We start from the raw sequence: 20,594 nt of genomic DNA, 5'->3' as shown, positions 1-20,594 counted from the left end.
TTTTTCGTTGTATATTATTTCACTTGGGCAGCTATCTCCGGTCGAATTTTTTCGAGATATGCGTAATCCAACTCCAATCCAAAAGGCTTAAGCATTTTACCCATCATATCATAGGTACTCTTGACTTCACTGAAGGGTGCTGCTACAGATTCGTAGGCTGTAGCTCCATATTTATTCTTTATTGTTTTATCAGCCCCACTATCCAGTAACATTTTGACAATATGAGGCCGACCAAAAAATGCGGCCGTAATAAGTGCAGTGGACCCCTCCTTATTCTGAAAATTCAGATCTGCTCCTGCGTCGATTAATAGCTTAACCATTTCCGGCTTATCAAATAACGCTGCGGATATTAAAGGACTCGATCCGCCATAAGGGTCTTTCTTATTTAGATCTGTTCCCGCATCGATATGCTGCTGAACAGCTTCCAAATTTCCCGTTATAACCGCTGTGTGGATATCAACTTTTGGAGCGGCTACCTTGTCCTTATCTTCAATAGCATTTTCCTTTTGGTTAGAACCGCCTTGACATCCGGTCATAATAAACAAGGCTATTAAAAAGGATAATGTAAAAGCTGCTTTTGATAAATTTCTTTCTTTCGTTTTCATGATGGCTAGTATTAGTTGTTTTCGATTTTTTTATGTTGTAAAGATCGTTCTAGTTCACAGGAAGCACCAAATAGCCATGCGGATAAAACCATCAAGTTTAGAGATGACAATATAAATTATGATGAATCGATATAAATTATGATGCATAATCGTTCAAATAGGTATATTTCCTTTATAACAATAAGCTCCAAACGCAGAGAAGAGACCAGCAATTTCCTTTTATATGTGACGGTATTATATTGCCTATAAAAGGGAATTTGTCTAAGTTTGATATGAAAAGACAAGATGTAAACCAATGCCTGATTATCAACCCGTTGCTAATGAGTTTATCCGTCAAATTGCTACCATCGTGGAGAAAAATCTCTCCAATGAGCAGTTTGGCGTTTCCGAACTCGCTGAAGAGCTGAATATGAGCCGTTCAAACCTACTCCGTAAAGTGAGAAAGCTCAGCAATTTGTCAGTAAGTCAACTAATCAGGCAGGTGCGTTTAGAGCATGCGATGAATCTGCTACGGGAGTCTTCCTTAAACGTTTCTGAAGTAGCAGACCGTGTCGGTTTTAGCAGCACATCCTATTTTATCAAGTGCTTTCGCGAATATTATGGCTTCCCTCCCGGAGCGGCTAATAGTCAAAGAGAGGCAACGGAAAATATTCCTCCTCCTGCTATTTCCAAAAACCGTAATCGACGCTTCATTTTTATCTTACTATCTGCCGGGTTAATCGTTGTATTAGCCATCGCTTTACTCAGGTATGGTATGAAAGCTTCATCTGCTAAGAGCTCACTTGAAAAATCGATTGCCGTATTACCTTTCAAAAATGACAGCAATGATTCCACTAATGTCTATTTAATCAATGGTCTCATGGAATCTACGCTCAATAACCTTCAAAAAATAAAAGATTTGAAAGTAACGAGTAGGACATCGTCCGAAAAGTATAGAAATATATTCAAATCCATCCCTGAGATGGCAAAAGAACTAAATGTAAATTATTTTGTAGAGGGGAGCGGTCAAAAGATCGGTAACCAAATTTTGTTAAATGTGCAGTTGATTGAAGCTCCAAATGATCGACACTTATGGTCTCGTCAATACCGCAGAGAGGTTAAAGATATTTTTCAATTGCAGCAGGAGATTGCAAAAGACATTGCCAAAGAAGTTCAAGCGACCATTACTCGTGAAGAACGATCGAGGATTGAAAAAAATCCGACCGAGAATTTGGTGGCATACGACCTTTTTTTGAAAGGCAGCGATTTATTACATAAAGGTGGCCGTACCAATTTAGCGCAAGCTATCAGCTATTTCAAAAAGGCTGTTAAAGAAGATCCTCAATTTGCCCTTGCTTATGCCGTTTCTGCCATTGCCTACTACTACCTGGATCTTTTTCAAGAAAGAAAAATTTATACCGCCGAAATGGGTTTTTACGCAGATAAAGCACTTTTATGCGACCCTCTTTTGCCCGAGAGCCTTATTGCCAAAGCTTTATTTTATGCACATCAAAAAGATTATGAGGCTGCCGTTCCCTATCTCGAAAAAGCCTTGGAATACAATCCTAATTCCATTTTGGCTATCCACTTTTTATCAGATTTTTATAACTATTCTATTCCCAATACCGCCAAGTACCTCGAGTATGCGCTTCTAGGGGTTAAGTTGAATGCGGGATTACAAGATTCTACGACCACAAGCGTTAACTATTTACACCTCAGCAATGCGCTGATACAAACCGGATTTGTCGAAGAATCACTTCATTACATTAATAAGTCGATAAGTTACAATCCCGAAAATTCCTATGCTATCTGGGTGAAGGCAGCCATCCTTTTTGCCAAAGACGGAAGTACCGAACAAACGAAGCAGTTGTTGCTGAAAGAATGGGATAGAGATAGTACACAACTCCATATTTTGCAGGAAATAGGAAATGTTTACTGTTACATTGGCGACTATCAAGCCGCTTATCGGTATTACAGGCAATTTATTAACCTGCGTGAAGCTCAACAATTGGACATTTTTAAACACGTAGACCTTACTATTGGAATCGTTCTAGCTAAATTGGGCTTTAAAGAGGAGTCGAATAAATTCATAACCAGTTTTAAAGAGTTTGCAGACAATGACCAATCTATTTATAAGCACGTACACCTAGCGATGTATTATGCTTACCTGAAAGACAGCAAGAAAACCCTCGATCACTTGAAGCTATTTAGCAAGGTAGATAATTATCAATATTGGATACTTTTACTTGAAAGAGATCCTTTAGTTAAACCTTTTAGAAATCTGCCTGAATTCAAGACGGTAATGCATACCATCAAAACAAAGTTCTGGGATAAGCACAAGGAGATAAAGGTATCGCTAGAAGAAAAGGGATTACTATAGTAGAGGTATAAAAGCAAGCGTGCAATACAACCCGATGAAACTGCCAATTCACCAAATCAAGAATTTCACCACTTCCTTGCTGTCACTAAACGAATTTTGGATTGAGGAAAATCTTATTTATCTGCGGGAAAGATATGATTAACGGTTTAGCCCATCTCGTAATGAAATAAAACATCTTGCTCGCAACGGATGCGTATATTATAAATTTATGCGTATATTTGCTTTATTTAGAATGGCCCATGAAAGCAAAATTAAATCTAACTATTGATGAACAGCTATTGGCACAGGTAAAAGCATATGCCACCCAAAAACACAGTAGTGTTTCCGAGCTTGTAGAAAGTTATTTTAGAACATTCATTGTGAAAAAGCCGTCTGAGAAAGGAATCGTTCAGCTTATTGAAAGTTTGCCAAAACCTGAAATCCAGGATCAAGTGGATTTGGCAAAAGATTATTTTGAGGATAACGCGGATAAATATGGCTTTTAAAGTATTGTTGGATGTCAACATTCTACTAGATTTTGTTCTCCAAAGAAAAGCCTATGAAGAAGGAAAAACCATTATAGTCTGGGCAGAACAAGGGAAGATAAAAGGATACGTATCCCCTTCTGTCATACAAATATGTGCTTACTGGATCACCAAATCATATGGTCCCGTTAAAGCAAAAGAAATTCTCGGTTTGTTATTAAGCTTTTTAAACAGTATCGAAATTCCTCATGAACAGGTTTTGGCGGCGATCCATTCATCGATGACTGACGTGGAAGATGCTTTATTATATTATACGGCTCTGCATCACAAACTTGATTTTGTCATTAGTCGCGATCAACATTTTCAGAAAAACAGCCTCCCTTCTCTACCCGTTCTTTCTCCTCAGGAATTTATTAGATTGAATGCATGATTTAATCAGAAGAGGCTCCTAAAATCTTTACTATTGGTTATTAGTGGCTCGTTATTGGTTAGTAGACTAAAAAAAGATGCCGTTAGCGAGATATAAGACGTAACTCTACAAATGGGAGTTTAAGAATACTTGATACCTGCCTACCGGCAGGCAGGCTTGATACTTAAACAAAAAAAAGCCTGTATCTTTGTCCTATTATGAAACTTGATATTAGCTCCCTCAGGCAGTACATCAGACTTTTCGACGCATTTAATCCTTATGAATTATATGCGCTTTTAAGATTAAGAAGTGAGGTGTTTGTCGTAGAACAAAATTGTGCCTATTTGGATGCCGATAATAAAGACCAGTTGTGCCATCATTTATTAATCTATCAGGACGAAACCTTGGCAGCCTATGCCCGTTTGGTTCCGCCAGGTGTCTCTTATCGGGAAATGTCCATCGGACGTATTGTTACCAGCAAGCTCGCCAGAGGAACCGGCTTGGGGAAAGAGCTGATGAAACGGGCTATTCAAGCGTGTTATGAGCTATTTGGGGAAGGTCCCATCCGCATTGGAGCCCAAGTATATGCCACACCCTTTTACGAATCACTTGGATTTGTTGTGGATGGAGAAGTCTATGATGAAGATGGGATTGATCATATTGAAATGATCAAGAACGTAGAAGGGTCATAAAGATAGACTTTTGGGCAGAAGGTCTTCTCACATGACTAAAAGCTACAAAGAAAAGAACAAAATAATCGGTACAGTATTCTTTGGTATTTTGATGATTAAAGCCTATCCCTTATTAAACGGATTTCGACTAACAATTCGGGCAATCTCAATTGTACAGTTTCCCACACAATTTCGTTGTTAATCCCAAAATATTCATGGATGATAAAGTTTCTGAAATCCTTCAAGATCCGCCATTCGATGTGTGAATTCCTCACTTTGAAACTTGAGGGAACTCTGGCAGCCGCCTCACCTATAATTTCAAAATTCCGTTCAACGGCATGCCTGGTTTTAGCATCCGCCTCAAAGTCTTCGAAGGTATAGCTGTTCGTATAATCAAGAATTGCCGTAATAGCTTCTTCGATATCGAGCAATAGCAACGAAAGATTCCGTTCAGACATGCACTAAGCTATTTTCCACATAAGGAAGATATAAGGGCTTAATTCCCTTTCGGGAAACTAAATCTACTTTTTGGTGAAAGAGATCTTCCAATTCATGAGCGAGACGAATATACTCAAATCCATCGATACGTTTGTCGAAATCAACGAGGATGTCAATATCGCTTTCAACGCTATAATCTCCCCTAGCATATGAACCGAACAAGCCAAGCTCCGAAACATGATACTTTCGTACTAGCTCTTGCTTCTTCGCCTTAAGTATTTTCAATATCTGCGCTTTTTCGTACATGATTATCAAAAATATAAAACATCCACTAATATTGCAAATACCCCATGGAATCGATCATCTTGAGATGATCAAAAAAGTAGACGCCTAGATAAATTCCCATTAACGCAACCTAATCCACTGTACGGTATCGCACACTCTGCTGTTCGATATCGAACAGCCACACCACTTACACTAGCAAAATACACTAAAAATCAAGACCTTATAATGCCCATTCGATTTGGCAAAGTTTTTAAGCAATTCAATGAATAGCCGATACATCGCCGAAAAATTAACAATATGCTTAAAAATTATATCAAAATTGCTTGGAGGAACTTACGAAAACACAAATTCAATACAGCGATCAATATACTGGGCTTAGCCTGTGGCTTATCCTTTACATTGCTTATCGGTGCATTTGTATGGCAGGAACTTCGGGTCAATCAAGACATTAAACATATTGATCAGCAATATCTCTTAAAAAGTAATCTTAATGAATATTCCGCTATTGGTATGCTCCCGCGGGCTCTTAAGGAGAATTATCCCCATTTAGTAAAGAACTATTTCCGCTTTGATGGCATCACGGCTATTATTGCCTATGACGGCCAACCTGTTCAAAGTAACGCTATTGTAGCTGATTCAAGTTTATTTGAAATGTTCGGTTTCAAGTTACTTAGCGGCGATGTAAACGCTGCACTTAAAACACCCGATCAGGTCATATTATCTGCTCCTTTTGCTAAGCGTCTGTTTGGGAACGAGGAGGCGCTAGGTAAACAACTTACCGTCCGGAACTTTAACAATCAAGAACAGCTTTTTACGATTGGTGGCGTGTTGGAACACAAAGGAGAAAATGCTGTTTTAAACTTGACAGGCCCCGCGACAGATTTAATACTACCAATACAATCAACCAGCTTTTTTGACCGACCTATTGACGATTGGCAAAGCCTTTATATAGCTTCCTATTTAGAGCTACAACCAAATGTCTCCCCAAGTTCTTTGGAGAAACCTATACGAGATCTCATTCAAGCACATGCTCCTAAAGCGATCGTAAAAGATTATAAAGCCTCGCTGGCACCTTTAAAGACCTATCATCTGGAAAAAGGTGATGGATCGATTAAGCATTTGCTGTACACCGTCTCGATCGTTGCTTTTGCGATCTTGCTATTGGCCGTCATTAATTTTGTAAACATCAGCATTAATACATCTGCCGGTCGATTAAAAGAAATTGGTATCAGAAAAGTGGTTGGAGGTACCAAGAAACAATTACAGACTCAATTTATTGCAGAGGCCCAGTTAGCGGTGATTATATCCATGTTATTATCAGTCTGCCTTTATCCCTTCTTGTCGAAGGTAATATCCAACGTATTGGGAAAATCCATCCCCTCACTTTTCAACTTACCTGGGTCGTTTTGGATATTCGCTATCCTTAGTTGTTTAATAATAGGACTATTTGCCGGAGCCTATCCGGCGCTCCGTTTATCCTCGCTTCCTACCGTCCAGTCAGCACGCGGTAAGCTGGCACAAAGCAAAGATGGGTCCTTTCTTCTTCGGGGGTTAATCAGTGTTCAATTTGCTATTGCGCTGATTGCACTGACATCATCGGCTATTATTGCCCAACAGGTTAGTTTGTTCTTTAGCAAAAACCTAGGTTATGATAAAGAATATCTATTAACGGTACAGGTGCCACGCGATTGGACTGCAGAAGGCTTACGACATACCGAAGTATTAAGGCAAGAACTCGCTAAACTCCCCGAGGTTGAAAATATTTCCATCTCTTATGATATCCCCGGGGCGATGTCTTCGGGCAATACAAACGTTCTGAAAAACGCGACAGGCACCGATCCCATCAGTACCGGTTTAGTTTTTTCCGATCGGCATTTTGCCGAAACCTATAAAATACCGCTACTTGCGGGCAATTTTTATAGCCCTAACGAAGCGTCCGAACCTACGGACCGTGTAGTAATCAATGAAGCTTTATCAAAGGCACTTGGTTATAGCAATCCTGCCGATGCCGTTAATCAAGCCATTTATTTTACGGATGCAAGTTCTGCGATCATTGCAGGTGTAACAAAAAATTTTTACGGGAACTCTATGCACTTTCCCATCGGACCAATGCTATGGTTTAACATAAAAAACAGTAATGTTTACCGCTATTTCAGTATTCGCTTAAAACCAGGAAATGTCGGCGTTTCATTAAATCATTTAACTGCTGCTTGGAAGCAAATATTACCAACCGCCCCGTTCGATTACACGTTTATGGATGCTAAACTAGCACAACAGTATAGGACGGAAATGCAGTTGAAACATGCAGGAACAGTAGCGACTATACTTGCAATGATCATCGTTCTATTAGGCATTGTAGGGCTCATATCACACAATCTACAAAAAAGGGTGAAGGAAATAGGCATACGAAAGGTTTTAGGAGCCTCTGTTAGACAAATTATTTATCTGTTCATCCACGATGTATATCCACTGTTTCTATTAGCGGCATGCATAGCGGTACCGACTAGCTATTGGATAATGAAAAAATGGTTAACAAATTATTACGTAAGGACAGCGTTGGAAGCAAGTACTTTTATTATGCCCATGCTGGTTTTAGGTGGAATTACATTATTCATAATTGCTTTGCAAACCATTAAAACAGCGCTTAATAAGCCGGTTAATGCGTTGAGAAGCGAATAAATTTAATTATCGGTTCTTGGTTGCTAGTTATTGGTAGACCTGTCAATCAAGATGCCGAAATCTGCCAATACGCGTCAGATCAAACAACGAGTAACGGACAACGAAATGATAAGAAACTATCTAAAAATTGCCTGGCGCAATATGCTAAAGCATAGGGCGCACACCTTTATTAATATATTGGGAATGGCCATCGCCTTTATCTGTAGCATGCTATTATTGGCTGCTGTTTATCACGAATTTTCTTTTGATAAGTTTCATCGGTATAAAGATCGCGTATTTAAGCTTTATGAATTTCATAATTTGGTAAAGGGTACGGAACTTGGCGCTACCATGGGTTATCCGGTAGCTACCTACCTGAAGAAGGAAAACATTGGGATCGACAAAGTAACTCGAATTAAAAACAGTGGTAGAGAAATTCGTAATGGAGCCAAATCACTCGAGCAGGGAATAAATCTAGTTGATCCTGACTTTTTCGATATCTTTTCCTTCCGTATTATACAAGGTCAAACTCGCTCACCGTTGGATAACATCGATGCTATCGTGCTGAATCAAACGACTGCAACTAATTTGTTTGGTGAACAAGATCCCATAGGAAAACCAGTTGAGATTAAAATAGGAGGCGATTGGAAGCGTCTTATCGTATCTGCTGTAATGGAAGACGCTCCGCAAAATTCAACCTTTAAGCTCCCCATCTTGGCACGTACAGAACTAGACCCCAATTGGGCCAGAACCAAGGAAGAATGGTATGAGCAGCATCACAATGTATACGTGCGCCTCGCGCCACATGTAAGTCAAGCACAGGTGGAAAAGCAACTGCGTTTGTTTGTGCAAAAGTATTTGCATCCAGATGGAGCATCTTTAAAAAGAGATGGATTCAAAGCGGATGCCAACGGTGACTATTTAGGTATGCGATTATTATCCTTAAACAACCTTCACTTTAATACTGAAATAGGCTCAGGCGACACCGTCAGCAAGACCTATCTTTATATTCTTTTGTTGGTAAGTATCGTTATTTTATTTATCGCCTGCTTCAACTTTATCAATATCCAAATAAGTTTATCCTTTACCAGAAGTAAAGAATTAGGTGTCAGGAAATGTCTAGGAGCCGCCGCCCGGCAGGTATGGGGACAATTGTTTTGGGAGAATTTTATACAGATCGGCTTCTCATTATTTATAGGTTTGTTAGGTGTAGCTACGCTTATTAAAATACTGACCCTTTATAATTTTTTTAAACTCGACCATGCAGTTCTTTACAATCCGCAAATGGCGGTCAGTGTATGTGCTATATGGATACTCATCTCCTTTTTATCATCCGGATACCCCTTTTTCATCTTGAATAAGCTTAAAACTACAGATATCTTTAAAGGCAAATTCAGCATTATTAAATCAGGAATCGGCAGGAACATTCTTATTACGCTCCAGTTTATCACCGCTATTGTACTGATCTGTGCGACGGCTATATGTTACTTACAATTTCAGCATCTACGTACGGCTAGTTTGGGTTATAATACATCTTCAATTATTAGTATACCCGTTAAGGACGTTACACGCGGGCGGGATATTAGTGCCAAATTGCGTATGCGTCTTGCCTCTAATCCTTCAGTAGTAAGTGTAACGGGTGCAGACGTTAATTTGGGCGTTGGCAAAGATGGGAGCACTTCTAAATCGCAGGTCGGTTTTAGCCATGAAGGAAAGAATATAAAAACGACTTACATTTCAGCTGATTACGATTTTTTGAAAACACTATCCATTAAACCATTGGAAGGGAGGGATTTCTCTGTTGCTTTTTCAGCAGACACATCAGAAGCCGTTATCATCACGGAAAGTATGGCCAAGCAACTCGGTAGCGGACAATTACTGGGGCGCCATATTAACACCGATTCGGCGGGTCGCAATGGCTGGCATATCATAGGCATCATTCCGGATTTTCACCTATATTCTATGCACAACCCAACGGAGCCACTCACAATCGCTATTGAAGGCAACGCTTCGCTAGATTACATTTTCGTAAAAGTCAATACGAAAAACCCGGTTGCTACTATGGATATGCTAAAGAAAACTTATGCCAGCTTGGAACCGGATGCTGAATTTAAAGGGAGTTATATTGATGAAAATATCGATCGCTGGTATAAGAAAGAAAAGCGCCTAGCTACGCTTTTTTCAGTCTCGGCAGGAATCGCCATTTTGCTTTCATGCATGGGCTTATTTGGTCTAGCACTTATTATTATTCATCAAAAAGTAAAGGAAATCGGCATACGGAAGGTATTGGGTGCTTCGGTAGCTAATATCACCGGTAAAGTGATCCGCGAATTCGTGAAACCTGTTATTATTGCCTTTCTAATTGCAGCCCCTATTGCTTGGTGGATTATGAATCTGTGGTTGGAAGATTTTGTTTATCGTATGGATATGCCCGTTTGGGTCTTTCCCTTGGCGGGAGTTGCCGCACTGCTAATAGCAATTTTGACAGTTGGTTTTCAGTCGTTACGAGCAGCAAAAGCGAATCCGGTGAACTCGTTGAGAAGTGAATAAATGATGTTTTAAGTTAACATTCCCTTTGCACTACCGAATTTTGGAAAATTTTGTTGTTGCACCTTCACTTTTCCTGTTATACTTTGCTATCCAAAAAGCATTGAAATCAGTGCCCTCGGCCCCCATATGTTCAAGGAGAGATTGTAATCTGCTCACTCTGTTACCTACTCTCTTTCAGCTCGAGATGCCCGTAAAGCTTTATTAATAGCTCACAGGGATCAACGTCAATTGCCTTTGCAATTAATACCAATTCATCGGCTCTTAATTTTGCTGTGGGGTTGAGCGACAGCTCACTAACTCTTGGTTTACTAAGGCCCGTGCGTCTAGCAACAAGCGATTTATTGACAGACTTCTTTGCTAAATATTCTCCTAAAGGGGTCATATGGTCTTTTTCTAGTTACTCGTACCGACAAATATTCAATTTATACAGAATTTCTTTACATTTTATTTGCATATTGAAATATTTTCTTTATAATTGTAAAGAAATTCTTTACAATAAATATGGATTGAAAGTATATTTGATTCATCCAAATGAATTCTTAGAGATTTAAAGCCTATCAAATAAATAAGTATACATTGTAAACCCTTTGATTATGGATGATATCAAACCTGTTCTGGAAAAACTGGCGGAGAAAATCCCCGTCGATCGCATTTTCAAATTTTCTTATTCTTTTTTTAGCGAAAAGAAACAGCATGTACTGGTAGTTATTGACTCTAAATGTCAGATTCCCACTAAAGCCCTAGAACCCATGGCCGAGCTTTGTTTCGCAGAAATTCCCTTTCACCATTTTACATTGATACCCTATGGTGAGTTAAAAACCGCCATCAATAATGGGGTGCTTTATTATAGTTTAGCTTGCCGCGAACAAAATCTTAAACTCGGTATAGGTCAAAAGGCACTTCCCGATCCCACCAAAAAAGAACTGGAAAACACGTGCATGAAGGCGGTTGAACATTATGAAAAAGCGAAGCGCAAGCAAAGCGATTTTTTGGAAGGTATGGAGTTCTACAGAAACAAAGGAAATTTTGCACAAGCGCTCTTTATGCTGCATCAGGCCACGGAATTAACATTCCGTGGCATAGAGCAGGCTATCTTCAAGCGCGATCGTCCTAGCCATAGTTTGCAGGAGCACCTAAAATTAATGGCTAAATATATTCCTGATCTTAGTCAGGTATTTGATAAAGAAGAATCTTATTACTATCGATTACTCAAATTGATCGATCAATCCTATACGGCAGTTCGTTACCAAAGGCAGTTCGATGTGGAGCAGGAGGAGCTTGAGCAATTAATTGATAAGCTAATCCCGTTGCTAACATGGTGTGCGAATTATTATCAACAAAATATGATCGTATTGGAGGACATGATTCAGCAAAAAGGCAGTCAGCCTGCTATTGAAGCAATGGCCTCTTCTACTTCAACTGCTATTACTTTATCTTTTCCAGATCAGCTAGGCAAACAATTAAATTATGAGCAAAAAAAGACATTAAACACCATTTGCACAAACCTCATCAAAAAAGAGAACTTGCAACAATTGGTTCTTATTGGCCATGAAACAGGCAATTCAAGAAAGATAACGCTCTATCAAGATATACCCGACAATCAGCAAACGGATCACTGTTTTTTATTGGGCATTGGCGCCAACAGCAGTACCACCAAAAGTCACATCATTGTGCATCCCGAAATTCGCGTCACGGTTATTTTATCTGCACATCAGCGCGTCAGCCAAGCTTTGGAAAAGAAAAATCGCTTTTTTATCCAAACACTAAGCCTCGGAACAACACTTTATATACATTCAGATAAACCAGCCCTACTAATTCCGGAACCCGACTGGAGCCTTGCCTTGGAAAAGGCAAGATCCGTTTGGAATTACAAAAAGTATAAGTCGGACACTTTTTTAGTCTGTGCCCATCATGCTATTCATCAAAGACAAGACACCCACATCGCCATGTTCCTTGTTTCACAGAGTATGGAACAACTTTGCATTGGTTTAATCTACGCCTGCCTTGGCTATCATGTAGATCAGAGTACACTTCCATTTCTGCTACAGATAACAAAGCTCATATCTCCACAGCTTGCCGATTGTTTTGCTTTTGGTGGATCAGATGCCAAACAAGCTTTTAAATCACTTAGCAACAGTCTACACGCTGTTCGTTATAAAAAGGAAGCTGCACCAAATGATCGCGAGCTTGAAATTGCTATGGCTTGTTATGAGCGTTTTCAAACGATTGCCAAGGCCTGTTGTGACACCCATTTCGCTCAATTAGAAAGGCGAATCCAAGAAGGGACTGTTGTAAATAACGAACCGGTTGAAACGGCAAATGACGCCCTGCCGTAGAACCTAGCAATGCGTTGTAGTCTTTCCTAAACCTTGCTGCAGCCTTGCACAAATACCTTTATCTTTGATTATAAATTTTGCGGCACTGGACCGCAAAATTTATTCTTATTGCTTCCGTAAATACTTAGTCAAGATCACAATCAGCTGCCCTTCTACTCTTCCTTCTATCTGTTCGGGATTATCCTCAACTAAACGAATATTTTTCACTACGGTTCCTAATTTCGCAGAGAGCGAACTTCCTTTTACGTCCAATGTTTTTGTCAATACCACGGAATCGCCATTTTGGAGCACATTGCCATTTGCATCCTTATGCATCGGCTTAAGAGCTTCTCCTTCTTCAAAAACCCCAGCTTGTGCCCACGAAAGCGTCTCTGGTTCTAAATAAAGAATGCCAAGTGAGTCCGCAGCCCAACTTTCTCCTTTTAGACGATTAAGTACCCGCCAAGCTAATACCTGCACGGCCGGTAGCTCACTCCACATAACATCCGGCAAGAAACGCCAATCTTCGGGAGAAAAAGCTTCTTTACCTTCCAGCTGATCCGCTAATGTCTTGGCTATTACAAGCTCATTATTCGAATAGCTATCAGGAGTTATGCTATAAACCACCAATTCCCCTTCTTTGTTACTTAACTCACATCTCCCACCGCTTCTGACCATTAAGGTTTCATTTATTACCATTTATATACTTTTAGACTGCAAAGATACGCTTTTATGATGGCTAAATAGATTCTTCGCAGTCTAAAAGTCTCTCTGAATTACGGTCTGGATATATCAATCATGTTCCAAAATATCATCTAAAAAACATAATACTCTTGGATTTAACTCAAGAATTAGGACACCTTTTTACCGAATCAATCCCCGACACTTTTACGCTTCGGGATCTTTCTTTATGGGACCTTTATACCGCCCTCCTAAAGGTTACCTTACAAAATGGTATTCTCAGCTGTCCTTTGTACGGAAACGAACACTCTTTGTTCATTTCCGTACATCACTTTATCGTAAACCTCGTTCAAGCTGCGAAAGCACTGCTTTTTTATTGTGGCCGCCTAATTGTGCACAAACAGTTGGTTAAGGTACGTTCGTCATTGAAAAATAGTACCCGGCAACAACGTAATCGACACAATACATATTGAAATCTTATACAGTAAGACCAAATGATTAATCATCACCTTAAAGCGACCTTTCGTTATTTATGGCGGAATCGACTATTTACAGGTTTAAATATTTTGGGATTGGCCATCGGCATTAGCGCGTCCTGGATCATCTTTCGAATGGTTAGCTTTGAATTTAGTTATGATAAATTTGAACCCGATCGTGAACGCATTTTTCAACTGACATCGAGCTTCAAAACACCAGATGGACGGGATCGTGAGATGGCTGTTGTTCCTAAAGGTGTATTGCCTGCAATGCTCCGGGAAATTTCCGGGCTGGAGGAGGTTTCTCCTGTTTATTATCAGCATTATGAAACGGCCGAAACTACCAAAAGTCCGTTGGTAGAAAACCTCTCTGAACGGATAGCCACATTACCAGGCTATTTTAAAATGATAGGCTATCAATGGCTAGCGGGAAATGCCCATCAGGCTCTGAAAACACCAGAGCAAGTTATATTAACTGCTTCGCGAGCACAATACTATTTCCCCGGTAAACGCCCTTCAGAAATTATTGGGCAAACCATCACCTATAATGATACCATACAAAAAACGGTATCCGGTGTTCTCGCTGATTTAGGCTATCTCAATAGTTTTCCTGCACAAGAGTTTTTTCCTATAGACCAAGAAAGTCTAACCAGTACCGATTGGAGCAGCTTATCTTCCAACGAGCTGTTGTTTGTTAAGCTTAAGAAAGGAGTGAGTGCTAAGACCGTTCTTGATCAATTGAATGCGCTAAACGAAAAAGTCAACAGCGAGGTTTTTAAACAACGTAACTTTAAATCACATTTTAAGCTGCTTCAGCTGAAGGACAAACATTTTGCCACTCAATCTGACACCCGTACTGCCAATAAAACCGTATTATATGGACTTATCGGAATCGCTACATTTTTGCTTGCTTTAGCCTGTATCAATTATATTAACCTGACCACCGCACAAATACCGCAGCGTGCAAAAGAAATAAGTGTTCGGAAAACGTTAGGAAGTACGTCAGGAATCATTATCCGTTCTTACTTATTGGAAACTTTTGTTGTCTGTCTACTAGCAGTCGCCTTGTCACTATTTCTAACATTTTTATCCCTGCGCGTTTTTGCGGAATACATCCCCGAGGGTATGGACAATTTCACCAATTATCCCGGTATGATTGCCTTTTCCATTGCATTGATCAGTATTATTACGGTTCTTGCAGGACTCTATCCTAGCTGGCTCGCTACCCGTGTACAAACAGTCCGCGTATTAAAAGGCGAAACAAAGCAATCGATTAGGGGCTATCAGTTGAATCTCCGTAAGGGACTGATTGTGTTCCAGTTTGTAATTGCGCAGGTATTTGTGATTTGCTCCATTATTATCGGACAACAACTGAAATATACTTTGGACAAAGATTTAGGTTTTGAACATGAAGCCATCTTAACGGTCGAAATCCCCTATAGGCTACAGCAGGACTCGCTTTTTCAAGGCTCTCAATTTGTTTTAAAGCAACGACTGGCTCAACATCCCGAGATCGCAGCGGTTTCTTTGGGCGACTTACCGATGATTGACCGAATGACGGCTTGGTTAATGGATTATCGCGGAAAAAACGGCACCATACAAAAGCAAGTGATGTTTAAAAATATAGACAATAATTACCTTGATCTTTATCAAATACCGTTACTTGCGGGAAGGAACGTCCAGTTAACGGATACCGTGCGCGAATTGCTTCTAAATGAAACCGCGCTCAAAGCCTTTGGCTTCTCTCGTGCCGAAGAGGCCATTGGGCAAACTTTATATCAAGGTAACACGCCGCGGACTATTGTTGGAGTTATTAAAGATTTTCATCAGTTTAACTTGAAGAGCACAATTGATTTACTCGGTTTTACAGCGCAAAAGCCTGGATTAACAACTTTTAATATCAAACTATCTTCACCTAAGGTTTCCTCCTGGAAAAAGGCGATTGCCCTTATTGAACAAGAATGGAAGCAAGTTTACCCGACAGTGCCATTTTCTTATCAATTCTATGATGACACGATAAAATCGCTATACCGGCAGGAGCATAGTACATCCCGACTGGTGAATGTGGCTACCGCTATAACTTTGTTGATCAGCTGCCTTGGACTATACGGCCTAGCCACCTTTACCGCCTTTCAACGCACCAAGGAAATTGGCATTCGCAAAGTGCTGGGAGCTACCGTTGGCGGAATAACCGGGCTGCTCTCTAAAGACTTTATCAAACTTGTATTGATCGCGTTAATGATTGCCACACCAATTGCCTGGTGGGCCATGAACAAATGGTTAGAGAACTTTGCATTTAAAATAACCGTGCAATGGTGGATGTTTGCCTTCGCCGGACTAGGCGCAGTTACAATCGCCTTATTAACGGTAAGCTATCAAGCTATTAAAGCTGCAATAGCGAATCCGGTTGATTCTTTGCGAAGTGAATAGTGTTCTGAGTAGCAAGTTTTAGGTCATAAGTAACTCGAAACTAATAAAAGAGCTAAATAATAAGCCACATCGAAGACCATTAGAATTTTTGTAGCGCCTTATACGTAAAACGTGAGACTTAAAACTTACAACTCAAAAGATACTTAATATGAAAAAGAATTACATGAAAATCGCTTGGCGAACCCTCTTAAAAAACAAGGGATACACGGCGCTTAATATAGCCGGAATGGCTATCGGCCTTGCCAGCTGTCTTCTTATCGGACTTTACATTCGAAATGAACTATCATATGATCAGTATCATACGAAAAAGGATCGGATTTATCGCGTTGTTCACGGTTATAAAGAGATCGGAACCAGCGGAACAACGAAAGCGGGGCAAAAAGGGGATTATACCTATCAAATTTGGGGGAATGCACCGGTGGGAAAAGCGCTAGAAGCTGATTTTCCGGGAGTAGAAGAGGTTGTCCAATTTTCCGGCAGATCCCCTGTATTGCTTCGCTATGGTGACAAAGCCTTTCAAGAAGACAATGTCTTTTTTGCTGATTCCAACACCTTTAGTGTCTTCAGTTGGAAATTGCTTGCCGGTAATCCAAAAACAGCACTTGTTGCCCCTTATTCCGCCGTGCTTACTAAGAGTACGGCTAAAAAATATTTTGGTGACGAAAATCCAATTGGCAAAACCATTGAAGGAGGTAATACCGGTGGGAGAGCCGCCCCAGGTGTCTATACAGTAACCGGTATTTTAGAAGACATACCCCCTAATTCACACTTCACTTTTGACGCGCTCATGTCTATGAGCTCCTTTAAGCAATCTTGGGCAGAGGTTTTTGATGAGTGGGGTTATGTGGATTTCTATACTTATTTCCTACTTTCGGAAAAAGCAAATCTTGAGCAGTTAACGGCAGACATTCCTGCCTTTCTAAATCGGCACCATGCTAATGATGATGGTCGGTACAGTATTGCCTTTGAACCGATGTTAAATGCTTATTTGCACTCAAGTGCCGATCGTCAGCCCGGCGCTACCGGTAGTTTAGCCAATTTATACATTTTTGGGGTAATAGGTATTTTTATTTTATGTATAGCGTGCATCAACTTTATGAATTTGGCAACGGCACGCTCGCTTGAGCGGGCTAAAGAGGTTGGCGTACGTAAAGTAATAGGAAGCACAAGAAAAGAATTGATTTGGCAGTTTCTGACTGAATCGTTCCTTATGATTTTCATATCAGCTGTTTTAGCGCTTTTATTGGTTTTACTGCTTTTCCCGTTTGTCGCCGCTGTTACCGGGAAGCAGATCAACGCGGATTTTGTCTTTACTTGGCAAACATTTTTACTTTTCCTCCTTACCCTGTTCATTACCGGCTTTTTAGCAGGAAGCTACCCTGCGTTAGTCTTATCCGGTTTCAAGCCCATTACCATCCTTCGAGGTGTTTTCCGTACTTCTCCAAAAGGAGTCCTTTTAAGGAAAGGTTTGGTTATTTTCCAGTTTAGCTTGTCAATTGCCCTAATCGCCGGAACTGTTATCGTCGTATCACAGTTAGATCACTTGCAAAATAAAAATCTCGGGTTTAAAAAAAACCATATGTTGGTCATAGACTTCAATTATGATGAACAGGTACTCCGGCAATTGGAGTCCATTAAGCAGGCTTTTTTGCGCGAAAAAGAAGTCGTATCCGTATCTGCATCCCGTAGCGTCCCTGGCAGCTATTTCCCCAATGCCGGTACGAGTATCGAGACGGCAAATGGTAATTCCGTTATGGAAGTTCCGGCCATCTTTGAAGTGGATATTGATTTCATTCCCCATTTCGGCATTGAAATGGTCGCCGGCAGGCCTTACTCGCGTGATTTCCCGGCAGACACATTACATTCTTTAGTCATTAATGAAGCTACGGCAAGGCTTTATGGTTATAGCAACCCGAAAGATATTATCGGGAAGCGCTTTTCGCAATGGGGACGGGACGGAACGGTAATCGGTGTAACAAAAGATTTTAATTATCTTTCTCTTCATAAACGTGTTGAACCCCTAACCTTACGCTTAGCTCCTATGGCAAGCCGATTTCTGAGTTTGCAAATACAGTCGGATAATTTACCGGCAACGATTAGTAAATTAGGCGAGATATGGACAAAATTGGCGCCACAACGCCCATATTTATATAGCTTCCTTGATGAGAGCTTTAATCGGCAATATGAAGCTGACGCCCATTTCAGGAACGTATTTTCCATTTTCTCTAGCATGGCAATCTTTATCGCCTGTTTAGGATTATTGGGTCTTGCAACCTATACTGCTCAACAGCGTACGAAAGAAATTGGGGTACGTAAAGTACTTGGCGCATCCGTTAACAATATTATCAAACTACTATCCACCGATTTCATGAAATTAGTATTAATCGCGGGGCTTATATCATCACCCCTCGCCTGGTTTGCTATGGATCAATGGTTAGCCAATTTTGCTTATCATATGGAAATTCACTGGTGGATATTTGTAGCAGCCACTTTCTTAGGACTGGTTATTGCCTTTTTTACTGTGAGTTACCAAGCTATTAAAGCCGCGATGGCAAATCCGGTGAAGTCTTTACGGTCTGAATAGGAACGCAACCCATCCTAACCAGATAGGGTACTTACCTTATAAAATGATAACACTTGAGAACGAAACAATACAAATATCAGGATATTTCAGCACCATAAAATCCTTAACGTCGAAATATCCTGATACCTACTTGCCTGCGGAAGGCTGACCTCTTGATACTTCGTACTGCAATCTAAACCTTAACCGTTTTCCATCGGCCTCGCGAAAAAAGCCAAAGGGTAAAAATACCTACCGCTGTTTCGGAAGCAAATATTCCCCAGAACACACCTGTATGGGACAGATTAAGCGAAATAGCCAGAAAATAGGCAAGCGGAATCTGAATAAGCCAAAAGAATACGAGGTTTATCATTGTTGGTGTTTTTGTGTCGCCGGCACCGTTAAAAGCCTGTACAGACACCATCCACCAACCATAAATAAAAAAAGAGTAAGAGATAATACGCAGCCATTCGCTCCCTATAGAAATAACCCGGTCATCCATGCTAAAGGCGCCTACCAATGCTTTATTAAAGAAGAAAAACACCAATGAAATGATAAGCATGAACACCATATTATAGCGGCCAATCTTCCACACGGCAGACTCGGCCCGATCGGGTCTCTCTGCTCCTAAATTCTGGCCCACTAAAGTGGCGGCAGCATTCGATAGGCCCCAAGCAGGCATCATACAGAACATCATGATACGCATGGCAATGGTTGAGCCCGCCACTGCCTCGCTTCCAACTTCTGCTAAAATTCGCATTAGAAAAATCCAGGAAGTCATCGCCACTAACATCTGACCGATACCACCCAAGGATGTACGCAATATGGCAAACATTGTTTTCATATCCCAAACTAGCTGATCCATACGCACGCGAATATGTTTTCCCCCTTTAAATAGTACCCATAGCTGCATCACCACACCTACCCCTCTGCCCAAATTGGTTGCAATAGCCGCACCTTCAATACCAAAAGCAGGAATTGGCCCCCAGCCGAATATGAGTAGCGGATCTAAGAGAATATTAATGCCATTAGCCACCCACAGTACACGCATAGCGATTGCCGCATCCCCCGCACCTCGAAATATCGCATTCATTACAAAAAGCAACATCACTACTGCATTTCCACCTAGCATCCACTGGGTATAACCATAGCCATGCTGTATGGCCCAATCATCTGCTCCCATAAGGGCAAGCAGCTCTTTAGAAAAAAAGATACCGGCTAATGCAAAAGGCAGGGACGCTAAGATTGCAATGAATATTGCTTGAACAGCAGACAATCCCACTTCTTCTTTTTTCCGTTCACCAATTCTACGTGCTATAATTGCTGTTACTGCCGTGGAAAGTCCCATTGCAATGGAATATAATAGAAACAGATACGTTTCAGTAAGTCCCACAGTAGCCACCGCTGAGGGACCTAATTTGCCTACAAAATAAATATCTACAACAGCAAAAATCGACTCCATCATGAGCTCTAAAATCATAGGAACAGCTAGTAACAAAATAGCTCGTTTTAAACTTATCTGCGTGTAGTCAGCTTCTGTACCTCGAATGGCATTACCTAGCTCTTGCCAAATAGTGGGTGGATTTTGTGTCTTCTCCATAGAATCATTTATTTAGACCTTTCATTAACTGGCTCTTTATGTTAGAACGTGTTCCTTACTAACATATTGGTAAAAATACGGAAGAAATTCGCA

15 protein-coding genes are annotated in these 20,594 nt (G+C 40.6%); 9 read left to right on the top strand and 6 right to left on the bottom strand.

The annotated features are described in order from the left end of the window. Nucleotides 1–14: 14 nt before the first annotated feature. Nucleotides 15–605, bottom strand: coding sequence for an ankyrin repeat domain-containing protein (locus tag M1D52_RS00415; RefSeq protein WP_437393996.1), 591 nt, complete (start codon nucleotides 603–605; stop codon nucleotides 15–17). A gap of 295 nt (nucleotides 606–900) precedes the next feature. On the opposite strand from M1D52_RS00415, the gene M1D52_RS00410 reads away from it, so the two are divergent. From M1D52_RS00410 to M1D52_RS00395, 4 genes are all read left to right on the top strand, one after another. Continuing rightward, nucleotides 901–2,964 (top strand): helix-turn-helix domain-containing protein, encoded by a 2,064-nt coding sequence (locus M1D52_RS00410; RefSeq protein WP_013664500.1) that lies wholly within the window; start codon nucleotides 901–903, stop codon nucleotides 2,962–2,964. Between the two features lie 239 nt (nucleotides 2,965–3,203). Beyond that, complete coding sequence (locus tag M1D52_RS00405; protein ID WP_013664501.1) at nucleotides 3,204–3,449, top strand: DUF6364 family protein; 246 nt, start codon at nucleotides 3,204–3,206, stop codon at nucleotides 3,447–3,449. Further along, complete coding sequence (locus tag M1D52_RS00400) at nucleotides 3,439–3,858, top strand: type II toxin-antitoxin system VapC family toxin (protein ID WP_437393995.1); 420 nt, start codon at nucleotides 3,439–3,441, stop codon at nucleotides 3,856–3,858. Before M1D52_RS00405 ends, M1D52_RS00400 begins: the two co-directional genes overlap by 11 nt. A gap of 197 nt (nucleotides 3,859–4,055) precedes the next feature. Beyond that, nucleotides 4,056–4,529, top strand: a complete 474-nt coding sequence (locus M1D52_RS00395) for a GNAT family N-acetyltransferase (protein ID WP_437393994.1) — start codon at nucleotides 4,056–4,058, stop codon at nucleotides 4,527–4,529. A 95-nt stretch (nucleotides 4,530–4,624) separates the two neighbouring features. On the opposite strand, the gene M1D52_RS00390 is transcribed toward M1D52_RS00395, so the two are convergent. Both M1D52_RS00390 and M1D52_RS00385 read right to left on the bottom strand, forming a co-directional pair. Continuing rightward, nucleotides 4,625–4,966 carry a HepT-like ribonuclease domain-containing protein gene (locus tag M1D52_RS00390; RefSeq protein WP_041387133.1) on the bottom strand — a complete coding sequence of 114 codons (342 nt, stop codon included), beginning with the start codon at nucleotides 4,964–4,966 and terminating at the stop codon, nucleotides 4,625–4,627. Next, nucleotides 4,959–5,252, bottom strand: a complete 294-nt coding sequence (locus M1D52_RS00385) for a nucleotidyltransferase family protein (RefSeq protein ID WP_437393993.1) — start codon at nucleotides 5,250–5,252, stop codon at nucleotides 4,959–4,961. The genes M1D52_RS00390 and M1D52_RS00385 overlap by 8 nt, the downstream gene beginning before the upstream one ends. 276 nt (nucleotides 5,253–5,528) lie before the next feature. Here M1D52_RS00385 and M1D52_RS00380 point away from each other — a divergent pair, with 276 nt between their 5' ends. Together M1D52_RS00380 and M1D52_RS00375 are read left to right on the top strand one after the other, a co-directional pair. Continuing rightward, the gene (locus M1D52_RS00380) at nucleotides 5,529–7,910 is read left to right on the top strand and encodes an ABC transporter permease (protein WP_437393992.1); all 2,382 of its coding nucleotides are present in this window, start codon (nucleotides 5,529–5,531) and stop codon (nucleotides 7,908–7,910) included. A gap of 105 nt (nucleotides 7,911–8,015) precedes the next feature. Further along, on the top strand, nucleotides 8,016–10,439 hold the full coding sequence (locus M1D52_RS00375; RefSeq protein ID WP_437393991.1) for an ABC transporter permease: 2,424 nt from the start codon (nucleotides 8,016–8,018) through the stop codon (nucleotides 10,437–10,439). A 160-nt stretch (nucleotides 10,440–10,599) separates the two neighbouring features. Here M1D52_RS00375 and M1D52_RS00370 read toward each other — a convergent pair whose 3' ends face one another. Beyond that, entirely contained in the window at nucleotides 10,600–10,821 is a 222-nt protein-coding gene (locus M1D52_RS00370) for a helix-turn-helix domain-containing protein (RefSeq protein WP_437361432.1), read from the bottom strand. Between the two features lie 211 nt (nucleotides 10,822–11,032). Here M1D52_RS00370 and M1D52_RS00365 point away from each other — a divergent pair, with 211 nt between their 5' ends. Further along, a complete protein-coding gene (locus M1D52_RS00365; RefSeq protein WP_437393990.1) occupies nucleotides 11,033–12,775 on the top strand; it encodes a HEPN domain-containing protein in 1,743 nt (580 codons plus the stop codon). 105 nt (nucleotides 12,776–12,880) lie between these two features. Here the strand turns inward: M1D52_RS00365 and M1D52_RS00360 are convergent, their stop codons facing one another. Beyond that, nucleotides 12,881–13,453 (bottom strand): PhnA domain-containing protein, encoded by a 573-nt coding sequence (locus M1D52_RS00360; protein ID WP_437393989.1) that lies wholly within the window; start codon nucleotides 13,451–13,453, stop codon nucleotides 12,881–12,883. A 476-nt stretch (nucleotides 13,454–13,929) separates the two neighbouring features. Between M1D52_RS00360 and M1D52_RS00355 the strand changes: the two genes are divergently transcribed. Together M1D52_RS00355 and M1D52_RS00350 are read left to right on the top strand one after the other, a co-directional pair. Next, complete coding sequence (locus tag M1D52_RS00355) at nucleotides 13,930–16,341, top strand: ABC transporter permease (protein WP_437393988.1); 2,412 nt, start codon at nucleotides 13,930–13,932, stop codon at nucleotides 16,339–16,341. A gap of 148 nt (nucleotides 16,342–16,489) precedes the next feature. Next, the gene (locus M1D52_RS00350; RefSeq protein ID WP_437393987.1) at nucleotides 16,490–18,925 is read left to right on the top strand and encodes an ABC transporter permease; all 2,436 of its coding nucleotides are present in this window, start codon (nucleotides 16,490–16,492) and stop codon (nucleotides 18,923–18,925) included. Nucleotides 18,926–19,097: 172 nt separating this feature from the next. On the opposite strand, the gene M1D52_RS00345 is transcribed toward M1D52_RS00350, so the two are convergent. Further along, nucleotides 19,098–20,501, bottom strand: a complete 1,404-nt coding sequence (locus tag M1D52_RS00345) for an MATE family efflux transporter (RefSeq protein WP_437393986.1) — start codon at nucleotides 20,499–20,501, stop codon at nucleotides 19,098–19,100. Nucleotides 20,502–20,594: the final 93 nt, after the last annotated feature.

The organism is Olivibacter sp. SA151, from assembly GCF_054130995.1.
Note: the sequence above shows the minus strand (reverse complement) of the source record. Positions and strands in the feature narration are given on the sequence as shown.